This is a genomic window from Frankia sp. CeRuru1 (assembly GCF_977966315.1).
This window is the reverse complement of sequence record NZ_CDWWEW010000129.1, coordinates 1-12571: the sequence shown is the minus strand read 5'-3', so window position 1 is coordinate 12571 and position 12571 is coordinate 1. Positions and strand designations below refer to the sequence as shown.

The following is a 12571-nucleotide window of genomic DNA, read 5'->3' as shown; positions in this document are numbered from 1 at the left end:
GCCCCATCCCCTTTCCGCGCTCACCCCTCTCATCAGGAGCCATGATGACCACGACGCCGACCGTTGCCCCGCACGACCCGACCGTCGCCCGTCACGACCTTTCCGATACCTCGGTGCGGTATCTCGATCTGCTTCGCACGACGCTGACCTGCTCTCTCTGGGATGGTCGGGACGGCGGTGCGTGGGAGCCGCGCACCGGCGCGAAGAGGATACTGGTACGAGCCTTCCGCAGCCAGGGAATGGAAATCGTCAAGAGGAGCGCACCGGGCGCCCGGACCGACGGCCGGGACTGGCCGCGGCTGGCGCTCACGATGACCGGCGACCACCGGATGCGCAACCTCCAGGAGTGCACCGAACGAGTCATCGTCGACGGCGTCCCAGGCGACCTCATCGAGACCGGGGTCTGGCGGGGCGGCGCGTGCATCCTCATGCGCGGGGTGCTCGCCGCCTACGGCGTCCCCGACCGCACGGTCTGGGTCGCCGACTCGTTCGCCGGCCTGCCCGCGCCCAATCCGGGGCGCTACGCCGCCGACACCGGCGACCGCCACCACGAGTACGCGGAGCTGTCGGTGTCCCTCGAGCAGGTGCGGGACAACTTCCGCCGCTACGGCCTGCTCGACGATCAGGTCCGCTTCCTGCGCGGCTGGTTCCGGGACACCCTGCCCACCGCGCCCATCGAACGCCTCGCGGTCCTGCGCCTCGACGGCGACATGTACGAGAGCACCACCGACGCGCTGACGGCGCTTTACCCGAAGCTCTCCGACGGCGGCTTCTGCATCGTCGACGACTATGGAGCCGTTCCCGGCTGCCGGGCGGCGGTCGAGGACTACCGGGCCGCCCACGGGGTGACCGAGCCGATCATCGAAGTCGACTGGACCTGCGTCTACTGGCGCCGGAACGAGCCCTAGCGGTCACGCTGAGCTGGTCCGCAGTCCGCCGGCCCCGGCGGAGAGAGGAGGAAGGGATGGCGGAGGAAGGAGTGGCAGTGCGGCAACGACCGTGGGCGGTACTGATGGTGTGTACCGGCAACGTCTGCCGCTCGCCCCTGGCCGAGCATCTCGCCGCCGCCCGGTTCAGCGCCGCGCTGGACCGGATCGGCCTCGGCGCGGCCGGCGCGCCGGCATCCGGCGGGACCGAGGGTAACGAGCCCTCGTCCGAGGGATGGCATCCACCCGGCCCCGCCGGGGATCTTCTGGTGAGCAGCGCGGGAGTATGCGCCCGGGCAGGTGAGGCGATGTATCCCCAGGCCGCGGCGATCCTGGCATCGCGAGGGCTCGACCCGTCCGGCTTCCGGGCAAGGTTGCTGACAGCGGACCTGGTCCAGGCCAGCGATCTGGTGCTGTGCGCAACCCGCGCACACCGCTCGACGGTGGTGGGCCTTGTGCCGCGGGCCATGCGCCGTACCTTCACCCTGCGCGAGTTCGGACGGTTGACCTCCGGAGTCCGCCCCGCCGACATCCCCCCGGGCGGGGCACGGGTGGCCGGGGAGTACCTCGCCGCCACGGCCTGGCGGATCCGGGCCGCCGGCCGCGCGCTACCGGCCACCCTCGACGACCTGGCCGACCCCCTCGACGGCGGTCGGGAGGCGTTCGAGAACTGCGCGCGGATGATCGAAGAGACGTTGTCACGGCCGATGGCCCTGCTAGCGGAGGCGTGTCGCGAGCCACTGGCGGCCGCGTCTACGGACCCCGCAGGCCCGGCAGGCCCCGCAGGCCCGGCAGGCCTCGTAGACCCGGCAGGCCTCGCAGACCCGGCAGGCCTCGCGGATGTCCCGGTCGACCGGACCCCGGCACCGGGATGAACATCCTGATCGGGAACCGGTGGCTGGCCGGCTTCCTCGACGAGACCCCCCTGCCCGGCCACTGCCGGATCCGCCCGGACACCTGGGTGACGCTGTTCCCCGTGGACGGTCAGTTCTTCGTCAGGGCGGGCAGCGGCCGGGCCCTCGCCGCCTACACCCGCGAGTTCGGCATCCGCGCGGTCGCCCGCAAAACGGCCAGCCGGCTGCGGGAACGCGACCGCAACCAGCGTTACTTCGGCGTGGGCCTGGGCACCCTGGTCGAAGCCGTCCCACCCGCTGGTGGGGCGGCTTCGCGGACGGGAACGACCGTCGCTTTCGTCGCCCCCTGCCACCCGGCGTGCATGGAACGCGTCGTCCTGCATCAGGACCTCGTCCGCCCGGTCGGGCCGCCCGGCCCCACCGGCGCTCCCGCTCCCGCCGACTCACTCGGCTTCGTCAGCCCCGATCCGCCACCACCGCGATCCGCGATCGTCTACCGGGCCCAGCCGGCGACCGCGTGGCCGGTCGTGGACGACACGCTCATCGGCTGGTCTCCGATGTCGGGAGCACCGGTGGATCCCGGTGCCGTCGACCGTCTCGTCGCCTGGCTCGCAACCGAGTGGACCGGGGCCCGACCCGGGGATCGCCCACTCGCCGGGGTCAGTCCGATCACGGAGAGCACCCCGCGCCATGGCCCGCCGCCCGCGTCCGGGCGACCCACCGCTGTCCTGTTCGGGTTGGGACACTATGCCAAGACGCAGATCGTCCCGCACGTCCGTGATCACCTCGACCTCGTCGGTGTGCATGAGATCGACCCCGTCCAGCTGGGCGCCCGGCGACCGGACCGATGTTCCTGGGACACCGCGGCGCTGCTCCGGGACGGGGAGCGGGCCGACGTCGTCCTCATCGCGGGCTACCACCACACGCACGCGCCGCTGGCCCGGGAGGCGCTGCGGCTCGGCTCAGTGGCCGTCGTCGAGAAGCCCGTTGTCACCACAGAGGACGATCTCGACCGGCTGGTGACACTCCTTCACGCCGGCGGGCGCCTGTTCGCCTGCTTCCAGCGACGCCACAGCCCGATGAACGCCTGGCTGCGCTCCGACCTGCGCCTAGCCGACGGCAACGAGCCGCTGATCTACAGTGCCGTGGTGTACGAGGAACCGCTTCCCCGCCGGCACTGGTACCGCTGGCCGTCCTCACGCACCCGACTGGTCAGTAACGGCTGCCACTGGATCGACCACTTCCTCTGGCTCAACGACTTCGCGCCGGTCCGCCGGAGCACGGTGGCCCGCTCCCGCACGGACACCTTCACGGTATACGTCGAGCTGGAGAACGACGCGGTCCTCTCGCTCGTGCTGACCAGTGCCGGGGGCAGCCGGCACGGTCTGCGGGAACAGTCCCAGCTGCGCGCGAACGGTGTGACGGCCACCATCGTCGACGGTTCGCAGTACACCGCGGAGGCCGGGTCCCGCATCCTGCGGCGGCGGCGAGTCAACCGGCTCGACAGCTACCCGGCCATGTACCGCGACATCTGCGAGGGCATCGTGGCCGGCGCCCCGGGCGAGGACGCAGGGCAGATCGCCGCCGTCGCCGCGCTCACGCTACGGCTGGACGCCGCAGCCGGCGGGGATGGGCCCGAACCCTGATCCCCGGGATCAGGGTTGCCAAGGACGTCACGGCTGCCAGGGACGTCACGGTCCTGGTGCCGGCGGCGCCCGGACCCCCGAATCGGACCGCCATCACGGGCCCGGTGCGACCGCCACGCCGTCGACCGCCACGCCGTCGACCGCCATCAGGAGGCCGCAAGGTCGGCCGGCACCCGGCGCCCGACCGCCCGCCGGGCTGCCGGTCCCGCCGCCGACGGACGCGTGGCCACGACGGCCTCGACCGCCGGTGCCACGATCGGGGAGACCGGGGACTGTGCCGCGCAGGTGTCGACCGGTCCCGCCACGGCGCGCGGCGCGGTCCCGGGATGGACGGCAAGCCGGCTGCCCCATTCCCGCAACCAGCCGACGACTCGTTCCCCGGCCATCGGACGTGACACGAAGTATCCCTGGACCTCGTCACACTGCCAGGCGGCGAGAGAGGCCCAGGAACGCTGCGTTTCGACCCCCTCGGCGACAATCCGTAACCGCAGCGCATGCGCCAGGGAGACCGTGGACCGCACGATCTCGGCCGCGGCCGGATCGCGGTCGAGGTCACGCAGGAAGGTCCGGTCCAGCTTCACCTCGTCGGCCGGCAGTTCGCGCAGGTACGACAGCGAACAGAACCCGGTGCCGTAGTCGTCCAGGCTGACCCGCACACCGAACCGGCGCAGCCCCGCCAGGGTTCCCTGTGCCAACTCCCGCGCCACGATGAGGGAGTCCTCGGTGACCTCGATGACGAGCGCCGAGGGCGGGAGCCGGTGCCGGGCGAGCGCGGCCCGCACCACGCCGACGAAGGCGCAATCGACGATGACCGACGCGGGGACGTTCACCGATACCGCGAGCGGGGCACCCCGGCCGTGCCAGCGCGCGCAGTCGGCCAGGGCCTGGTCAAGGACCTGCACGGTGAGCTTCGGCATCAACCCGGCGCGTTCGATCTCCGCCAGGAAGGCGTCGGGCGGCCGCACGCCGTCGACCGGATGACGCCAGCGGACGAGGGCCTCCACACCGCTGATCCGACCACTGCGCAGATCCGCCTTGGGCTGGTAACTCAGTTCGATCTGGCCGGAGTCCAGCGCATGGCGCACCTCGGCCCGCAGCAGCAGGCGGGCCCGGTTGATCGGTGGATGGTCGCGGGCGTAGACGGTCTGCCCGTGACGGCCCCCCTTCGCCAGGTACATCGCCTCCTCTGCATGACGAAAGAGCTCCAGCGCGCCACGGCCGTGCTCGGGGGCATGGGCGATCCCCACGCTCGCCTCGGGCCGCACCGGAGTTCCCGCGAGCGGAACGGGCAGTTCCAGCACCTCCCGCAACCGCCGAGCGACCTGTTCGGCCCGGGCCACGTCAGCGCCGCGCAACAGCACAGCGAACGCGTTGCCGTCCACCCGGGCGAGCAGATCCGATCCGGGCAGCGCCCCGCGCAGCCGGCGACCCACCGTGGCGAGCAGGCGGTCCCCATACTCATGCCCGAGCGCCCCGTTGACATCGCGCATCCGATCGAGATCGATGAGCAGCACCGACACGGACGTTGCGCCGCGCGCCCGGTGCTCACCGCCCGCGAGACAACGGCTGGCGACGTCGAGGAAGTACCGTCGGCCCGGCAGCCCGGTCAGCTCGTCCACCACGCCGCGCCACGGCCACGCACGGCCAACGCCTCCCCGGGGATCCCACGACCGGATGTCCGGGCCGGCTGGACCGTTCGCATCGGCCAGACCGTTCGCATCGGCCAGACCGTTCGGACCCGGCCGGACCGCCGCGGCGAGGATCGCCACCGCGATCGACAACGCCGCGGCCGCGAGCACCACGCACGACAACGCGACCGGCGACGGCACGGGCCCGCCCCAGTCGCCGATGAGACAGAGCAGTCCCAGAAACAGACCGAGCGCACCCCCCATCAGGGCGGCGACCCCCGCGACCGGCCGGACCAGCATCGACCGGGGCAGCATTGACCGGAACAGCACTGACCGGACCATCGTCGCTCCACCCGCAGCGCATCCATGACTTGGACGAGCACGCGGACCGACATCGCCGGTCCGCGTGCTCCCGGGGACAGCCGTCCCCGCCCCGACCTCGTGGCGCAACCACCGGTGGCCACCCGACGGGCGGCCCGCACCGCCGTGCCGGATCGTCGAGCCACGCCGTATCCGATCCCGCCCATTCATCGAATTCCCCCGAAGCCGATCCCGCAATGTCCTTGAGCAAGCTGCGTCCTTGAGCGAGCCGCGTCCTTGAGCGAGCCGCCGCAGCCGGTCGAGGATGGCCGCCCACGGCGCCACCACCGCCGGCATCACGCGTCTGGTTTATCCCCGCGCTATCCGAGCGTAACGTGCGCCAGGTCGCAGGGTATCCGATGCCCGACTTTCCACCGGCATCGGCTCGGCCCGTGGCCGCCGACCCCGTCGTTGGCCAACCGCCGGGGACACTAATCACCATGAAGGGCACCGGCGAAATCCAAACCGTTGCCACCCGGGACCACACCGTGTCCATTCCGGGAAATCCCCCGCCAGGGGCGGAGAGCCTACAGTAATCAGCTCCTTGCCCGGCACCTCACCAAGTTCCCCGGGCACCGGACAGGCGACGTCGAACCGAGTCGGGGCTACCACCTCAGATTCGGCGGCGCGATACGTGTAGTAACGGTCTCGCACCTCGACGGGGAGGGGATCCCCAACCTTCAACTCATCGAGACGACTAAACAGTTCTCCATATGCGGTCCGATGTCCGGAAACCACGACATTCTCCAGCTCACCGGGCATGGCGGTCCCCGTCATATGTCCGGACCCCGGCGCAGGACGCTGGCGGGGGCGCCTCCCACCATGGCCGGTGAATGATTTGGACCGAATCGTGGAGCACACCGAATCATGGAGCACGCAGTATCATCGGCGGGTCACGCCAGCATCCTGCGTCTCACTCACCGTTACATGCAGAGGCATTCCTGTTACCCTCGGTACTCATTCCGAGCCGTGGAGGCTCGTCGCCCGCCGGACCGGATGCTCTACCCGAGCGACGCAGGGGGTCCGATGAAGACCGTGGCGGTGATCGTCCACTGGGGTCCACACCGGCCGACCGTGGAGCTTGCGAGGTGGCTCGACGGCAGCCCCGTCATCGCCCAAGTCGCGGTGGTCGCGAACGACCGGTCGGACCGACCCGACCACCTGCCGGCCTCGGTCGCCTGGATCCTGCCGCCCCGCGACCTCGGTCTCGGCGGAGGCTTCCGGCTCGCCAGCCACGGCTACCCCGCCGCGCAGGCCTATCTCCTGATCGGCAACCACGTCAGGATCCCGGACCCGGCGCTGCGCGCCTGCCTGGATCTGCTGGCCGGGACGAATATCGGCGTGGTCGCGCCCACCCTGGTCGACGACGACGGTCGGCGCTCGGGCCCGGCGCGGCTGAGCCCGGTCCTGGCGGCACCGAAGGCCCGGCGCCCCCCCGGCGACCGACCCCTGGAGGCCGACTGGGTCGCAGGCACGATCATGTTCGTCAAGGCGGACTGCCTGCGGCGGATCCCCCTGGACGGCCGTTACTACCTCGGGTTCGAGGATGTCGACTTCTGTTACCGCGTCCGGGAAGCCGGATGGAGCGTCGTGGTCAGTCCGCACCGTGCACGGCGCATCGGGAGCACGACCGTCCCCCGGCGTGGCGACGCCTATTACGGGGTGCGCAACCGGCTCTGGTTCGCCCGGATCCGCGGATGGCGGGCCCGGGCCGCCTTGATCGCCCTGGCGACGGCGGTCGTCGTGCTACCCCGCGCCGTCGCCCTGGACATGCTCCTCAGGCACGGTACCCGAACCTCGGCCCTCGTCCTCCACGGCCTGCTGGACGGTCTCTCGATGCTTCCCCCCCCGGGAGAGGCACGTGACGACGAGCCGCGCGCCGCTCACTGGACAAGCTGGCCGTAGCCGGGCCGGCCACCAGGCGCGGACCGTTGCCGCATCACGGCAACGCCGGGGGCGCCGGTCCGGCGCGTCGCCTGTGGCGCCGCGAGGAACAGCGCCTGCCAGGCGAACATGTTCGGCCACCGGTCCAGCACGCGGCGATCCCACCGCCGCACCAGGTCCCCGGGGAGCAGCTCACGGGTGCGCCACCACGGCAGACCACCGGTGGTGGCGGTGGCGACGATGCGCAGTCCGTTGTCCTCCAACAGCCGCCGTGCCGAGTCGACGGTGTAGAACCGCAGGTGGGTAGCGTCCATGAGACCGGTCTCGGTGTACTCGAACCGACCCCGCAGGAACAGCGCGCGCTGCCGGTAGTGCAGCACGTTCGGCAGCGCTACCAGGACCCGGCCACCGGGTGCCAGCGCCCGCCGGGCCTCGACGAGCAACGGCACCGGATCCGCCAGGTGCTCGAGGATGTGGGAAAGCAGCACGAGCTGGTGACTCCCGTCGGGGACGAAGGGCAGCCCGGCGCTCAGATCGGCAAGTTCGACGTGGTCGCACTCGGCCGCGGCGGCGGCCCGCTCGGACGGATCAATCGTCACCCCCGTCACCCGCCAGCCCCGGGCCCGCAGCAGCCGCGCGTTGTCCCCGGCTCCGCACCCACAGTCCAGCGCCTTACCCGCCGGTATGTCGATCAGATCGAGGAGAGGCGGGTTACCACCGTTGCGGTACCGCAGATCGGCTTCCATACACGACCCCTTGTCGCCATCATCGGAGAAGCTACAGGCAGTCAAGAGAACTCGAAACGTTACTATGACACGCTCCACAACACAGGACTAGCACCTGGAGAGACATTAAAATCACTCTCCGTGCAGATCTCGCGCCGATCCACCGCCCCGACCGCCTCCCTCACCGATCGACCTGCCCGGGTTCTGCTGCTGAGCAGTTCCCGCGGCCTCGGTGGTGGGATCGAGCGTTATCTTTCGACGGTCGAGGAGACACTGCGGGCCGGTGGGGCCGATCTCCTGCGGGTCGACATGCTGGAGCCAGGCGTCGAGCTGACCCCGGCGATCAGGGCGCGCTTCGCGTCGCGCGCGCTCGCTGCGGCGCGCCGCTTCGGCCAGGCCGACAGTGTGGTCGCCGGGCACGCCAACCTCATCCCCGTCGCGGCGGCAGCCGTCCGACTGTCCCGGGCCCGCCTCGGCCCGGTGCTGCTCTACGGCACCGACATCTGGGGCATGCGCCGCACCGACCGCGCGATCCTGCGCGCCGACCCGCTCCTGCGCCCGGTCACGATCAGTTCCTACAGCGCCGGCGCGCTGTCGACGCTGGGGCTGGCGCCCATCCTCCGGCCGGGCATCTCACCGACGTGGCGGGCGACCCTGCTGGCCGAGGCGAGCCGCCGCCGGCCGTTGTCTCCCGTACCGACCATGCTGAGCGTGTTCCGGCTCAGTGACTGGGTGGGCAAGGGTGCGGGGGTCCTGCTGGAGGCCGTGGAGTCCGTCCGGGCCACTCTCGGCCCGGTCCGGCTGGTGTTCGCCGGGCAGGGCCCGGCACCCGGGGCCCTGCACGAGCTGGTGTCCACGCACCCCGACACCGAGCTGCACGAGTCCCCGGCCGACGACGCGTTGGCACGTCTCTACGCCACCGCCGACCTGTTCGCGCTGTGCACCCGCACCCGCTCGCGCGGGCCACGGATCAGCGGCGAGGGCTACGGCATCGTGCTGCTCGAGGCGCAGCTCGCCGGGTGCGCGGTGATCGGACCCGCCTCAGGCGGTAGCCACGACGCCTACCAGGACGGCGTGACCGGGCAGACGCCGATGGACGAGTCGGCGCAGGCGCTGGCGGACGTCCTGCACGGCATGCTCGCCGACCGAGCGCGACTGGCCCGCGTCGGCCGGCGCGCCGCGGAGTGGGCCGAGGCCGCCACCCGGCCCGACGACTACCTCCGCACGGTTTTCACCGCCCTGACCGGACGGCTACCGAGCAGCGAGGGCCGGGACATCCCGGTCCAGCCCACGGGTGCCGGAACCCGGCGGGGGGCGACACGGGTCAATACTCCCACCGGATCGGCGTGACTCCCGGATCCGGATCACGACGAGAGCGTCCATCCCCGGGCCTGAAGGATCCGGACGGTCATGGAGGAACCCGCCTGATCATGAAAAATGCATCGAACGGATCGGACTGATCCTCACGCGACGCGACACACAGGTCAGTAAACCCCGATACCGAACCCGATACGAATATCAAATATCGACCAGAGGCAACCATAACACTATCGGCAGTCAACAGCCGGAAATGGTTGCCGGCCGCTCCTACTCCAGGTAGTCGCGCAGCTTCTGCGACCGGGAGGGATGCCGAAGCTTGGACAGCGTCTTCGACTCGATCTGGCGGATGCGCTCCCGGGTGACCCCAAACTCGCGCCCGACCTCCTCCAACGTACGCGGGTGCCCGTCAGTGAGCCCGAAGCGCAGCTGGATGACCTTCTTCTCCCGGTCGGACAGGGTGTGCAGGACCGAGTCGAGCTGCTCCTGAAGCAGGATGAAGCTAGCCGCGTCGACCGGGACGACGGCGTCGCAGTCCTCGATGAAGTCCCCGAGGTGGGAGTCCTCCTCCTCACCGATGGGGGTCTCCAGCGACACCGGCTCCTGTGAGACCTTGAGGATCTCACGCACCTTGTCCGGAGTGAGATCCATCTCCTTGGCGATCTCCTCCGGGCTCGGCTCCCGGCCGAGGTCCTGCAGGAGCTGCCGCTGGATGCGGATCAGCTTGTTGATGGTCTCGACCATGTGCACCGGGATGCGGATGGTGCGTGCCTGGTCGGCGATGGCCCGCGTGATCGCCTGCCGGATCCACCAGGTGGCATAGGTCGAGAACTTGTAGCCCTTGGTGTAGTCGAACTTCTCGACCGCCCGGATCAGGCCGAGGTTGCCCTCCTGGATGAGGTCCAGGAACAGCATGCCGCGCCCGACGTACCGCTTGGCGATCGAGACGACGAGACGCAGGTTCGCCTCAACCAGCTTGCGCTTGGCGATCTGCCCGTCGCGTTCGATGGCCTCGAGGTCCCGCCGCATCTGCGGGGAAGTTTTCTTGGTGGCCACCGCCAGCTTCTCGGAGGCGAACAGCCCCGCCTCGATCCGCTTGGCGAGATCGACCTCCTCCTCGGCGGTGAGCAGGGGGACCTTGCCGATCTCCTTGAGGTACATGCGCACCGGGTCGGAGGTCGGCGCCTTGAGGGCGAGCTCCTCCTCCTCGCGGCGACGGCGGGCCAGCAGATCCGCCTCGTCGGGGCTCTCACCTCCCGCCTCGAGTACCTCGATGCCCTCGTCGTTCAGCACCTGCAGCACCGTCTCGGCCTGCTCCGGGGGCAGCTCCGCGGCCTGGATGGCGACCGTGACATCCTCGGTGGTGAGGAACCCGATCTCCTTGCCCCGGGTGATGAGGTCCTTGACCTCGTCCACCTGGGCTTCGCGGGGTAGGACGGTAGGACTCATGGGCGGAATCTCGTCACTTCCTTCTCGGGATCGACCCAGGTTACGCGGCACCTACGCCCCGCTCCCGGAGTTGATGCTTGTGCTGCTCCAAAGCAATCAGCTCCCCGAATGCACGGCGGAGGGCCTCGGCGTCGGTCACCCCGTTGAGCCGCTGCACACGCGACTTCAGGTCCGTGATCCGACGGGTCACATGCAACTCCTGTACCCGCGACATCTGTTCGTCGACATAACGATCATCCACATCGTGGTCACACAGCACCCTCTCCACTGCGAGGGCAGTAACGAAGCGTCGCAGCTCCTCCTCCGGAGCCGCCGCGGTCAGCTCGGTCACCCAGGTGGTGACCTCACCGGACCTCGCCAGCCCCGCGCACACCCCACCGGCCTCGGCGATGAGGTCACGGACAGCACGGTGCGCGGGAACAGTGAACATCTCCGGAGCCAGCGTGTCGAACATCGGGCCCGCAAGCCCGGGATACTGAACGGCCAGCTTGAGCGCCTCACGCTCCACGATGGCCGCCGCGTCATCGGCCCCCGCCCCGCGCCGGCGCATCGGCGCGGAACGGGCACCAGCCCGCTCGCCCCCCTGCCGCGACCGGTGCTCGGCCACCCGGCCCACCACGAACCGCTCGTCGAGGAAACCCAGCCAGCGGTCCAGGTTCACCGCGTACCGGTGCCGCAACGCGGCGTCCTTGAGCCGGTTGACCAGCGGCGCGGCGGCGTCCAAGGCGGCGAGCCGGCCCTCGGTGGTGTTGAGGTCGTAGCGGTCGAGCACCCCGCGGATTGCGAACTCGACCAGCGGCACCCGGCTGGCCACCAGATCCCGCACGGCGCCGTCGCCACCGCTCATCCACAGCTCGCAGGGGTCGCGGCCGGAGGATTCCACCGCCACGAAGGTCTGGGTGGCGAAACGCTCCTCGTGCTCGAAGGCGCGTAGCGCCGCCTTCTGCCCGGCCGCGTCGCCGTCGAACGTGAAAATCACCTCACCGCGACGCTCGTCGGAGTCCATGAGCAGCCGGCGGACCACCGCGACGTGCTCGGAGCCGAAGGCGGTGCCACAGGTCGCCACGGCCGTGGTGACCCCGGCGAGATGGCAGGCCATGACGTCGGTATAACCTTCGACCACCACGACCTGGTACCGCCGGGCGATGTCACGGCGGGCGAGGTCGGCGCCGTAGAGCAGGTTCGCCTTCTTGAACAACGGCGTGTCCGGCGTGTTGAGGTACTTCGGCCCGGCGTTCGAGGCGTCCTCCTCGGCGAGGCGCCGCCCACCGAAGCCGACCACCTCACCGGCGAGATCCTTGATCGGCCACATCAGCCGATGATGGAAACGGTCGATCAGGCCCCCGCGGGCGCCCTGTTTGGCCAGCCCCCCGAGCACCAGCTCCTCGCCGGTGAAGCGCCGGGCGAGCAGATGCCGGGTGAGGGTGTCCCAGCCGGTCGGGGCGTAGCCGACCTCGAAGCGCGCCGCCGCGGTAAGATCGAATCCCCGCGCGGCGAGGAAGTCCCAGCCGGCGCGCGCGGAGGCCTGCGACCCTAGCTGCTCGGCGTAAAACTCGGCGGCCACCCGGTGCGCCTCCAGCAGCCGCTGCCGCTGGCTGGACACCGTACGGCCGGTGGTTCCACCGCCCTCGTAGGCCAGCGTCACCCCGGCCCGGCGCGCCAGGCGTTCCGCCGCCTCCCGGAAGGTCAGCCCGTCGATCTCCCGCACGAAGGAGTAGACGTCGCCACCCTGCTGGCATCCGAAACAGTGGAACAGGCCGGTTGCCGCATTGACGTAGAAGG

Annotated in this window: 10 protein-coding genes; 5 read left to right on the top strand and 5 right to left on the bottom strand. The window is 70.6% G+C overall.

Annotated features, from left to right (window positions below):
• The first annotated feature begins 44 nt into the window (after positions 1–44).
• Genes AC08OP_RS11575 through AC08OP_RS11565 form a run of 3 tightly spaced genes read left to right on the top strand, consistent with a single transcriptional unit; the run spans position 45 to position 3426 of the window.
• Positions 45–908: a TylF/MycF family methyltransferase gene (locus AC08OP_RS11575; protein WP_476614197.1), complete on the top strand. Its 864-nt coding sequence runs from the start codon at positions 45–47 to the stop codon at positions 906–908.
• 56 nt (positions 909–964) lie between these two features.
• The gene (locus tag AC08OP_RS11570) at positions 965–1801 is read left to right on the top strand and encodes an arsenate reductase/protein-tyrosine-phosphatase family protein (protein WP_476614196.1); all 837 of its coding nucleotides are present in this window, start codon (positions 965–967) and stop codon (positions 1799–1801) included.
• Positions 1798–3426 (top strand): Gfo/Idh/MocA family oxidoreductase, encoded by a 1629-nt coding sequence (locus AC08OP_RS11565; RefSeq protein WP_476614195.1) that lies wholly within the window; start codon positions 1798–1800, stop codon positions 3424–3426. Before AC08OP_RS11570 ends, AC08OP_RS11565 begins: the two co-directional genes overlap by 4 nt.
• 146 nt (positions 3427–3572) lie before the next feature.
• Here the strand turns inward: AC08OP_RS11565 and AC08OP_RS11560 are convergent, their stop codons facing one another.
• Complete coding sequence (locus AC08OP_RS11560; RefSeq protein ID WP_476614194.1) at positions 3573–5396, bottom strand: putative bifunctional diguanylate cyclase/phosphodiesterase; 1824 nt, start codon at positions 5394–5396, stop codon at positions 3573–3575.
• A 453-nt stretch (positions 5397–5849) separates the two neighbouring features.
• A complete protein-coding gene (locus tag AC08OP_RS11555) occupies positions 5850–6176 on the bottom strand; it encodes a class E sortase (RefSeq protein WP_476614193.1) in 327 nt (108 codons plus the stop codon).
• Positions 6177–6440: 264 nt separating this feature from the next.
• Between AC08OP_RS11555 and AC08OP_RS11550 the strand changes: the two genes are divergently transcribed.
• Positions 6441–7319, top strand: coding sequence for a glycosyltransferase family 2 protein (locus AC08OP_RS11550; RefSeq protein WP_476614192.1), 879 nt, complete (start codon positions 6441–6443; stop codon positions 7317–7319).
• Here AC08OP_RS11550 and AC08OP_RS11545 read toward each other — a convergent pair.
• Positions 7298–8044 carry a class I SAM-dependent methyltransferase gene (locus AC08OP_RS11545; RefSeq protein ID WP_462186686.1) on the bottom strand — a complete coding sequence of 249 codons (747 nt, stop codon included), beginning with the start codon at positions 8042–8044 and terminating at the stop codon, positions 7298–7300. The two genes, AC08OP_RS11550 and AC08OP_RS11545, sit on opposite strands and share 22 nt — an antisense overlap.
• A 120-nt stretch (positions 8045–8164) precedes the next feature.
• Here AC08OP_RS11545 and AC08OP_RS11540 point away from each other — a divergent pair, with 120 nt between their 5' ends.
• Positions 8165–9373 (top strand): glycosyltransferase family 4 protein, encoded by a 1209-nt coding sequence (locus AC08OP_RS11540; RefSeq protein ID WP_476614191.1) that lies wholly within the window; start codon positions 8165–8167, stop codon positions 9371–9373.
• A 237-nt stretch (positions 9374–9610) separates the two neighbouring features.
• On the opposite strand, the gene AC08OP_RS11535 is transcribed toward AC08OP_RS11540, so the two are convergent.
• Complete coding sequence (locus tag AC08OP_RS11535; protein ID WP_035730083.1) at positions 9611–10789, bottom strand: RNA polymerase sigma factor; 1179 nt, start codon at positions 10787–10789, stop codon at positions 9611–9613.
• A 40-nt stretch (positions 10790–10829) separates the two neighbouring features.
• A partial coding sequence (gene dnaG / locus AC08OP_RS11530; protein ID WP_476614190.1) for a DNA primase occupies positions 10830–12571 on the bottom strand: 1742 nt, incomplete at its 5' end.

What these genes read in the sequence shown, in the direction of transcription:
- AC08OP_RS11575 (WP_476614197.1), top strand. Translation starts at nt 45, where the DNA reads ATGACCACGACGCCGACCGTTGCCCCGCACGACCCGACCGTCGCCCGT.
- AC08OP_RS11570 (WP_476614196.1), top strand. Translation starts at nt 965, where the DNA reads ATGGCGGAGGAAGGAGTGGCAGTGCGGCAACGACCGTGGGCGGTACTG.
- AC08OP_RS11565 (WP_476614195.1), top strand. Translation starts at nt 1,798, where the DNA reads ATGAACATCCTGATCGGGAACCGGTGGCTGGCCGGCTTCCTCGACGAG.
- AC08OP_RS11560 (WP_476614194.1), bottom strand. Translation starts at nt 5,396, where the DNA reads ATGGTCCGGTCAGTGCTGTTCCGGTCAATGCTGCCCCGGTCGATGCTG.
- AC08OP_RS11555 (WP_476614193.1), bottom strand. Translation starts at nt 6,176, where the DNA reads ATGCCCGGTGAGCTGGAGAATGTCGTGGTTTCCGGACATCGGACCGCA.
- AC08OP_RS11550 (WP_476614192.1), top strand. Translation starts at nt 6,441, where the DNA reads ATGAAGACCGTGGCGGTGATCGTCCACTGGGGTCCACACCGGCCGACC.
- AC08OP_RS11545 (WP_462186686.1), bottom strand. Translation starts at nt 8,044, where the DNA reads ATGGAAGCCGATCTGCGGTACCGCAACGGTGGTAACCCGCCTCTCCTC.
- AC08OP_RS11535 (WP_035730083.1), bottom strand. Translation starts at nt 10,789, where the DNA reads ATGAGTCCTACCGTCCTACCCCGCGAAGCCCAGGTGGACGAGGTCAAG.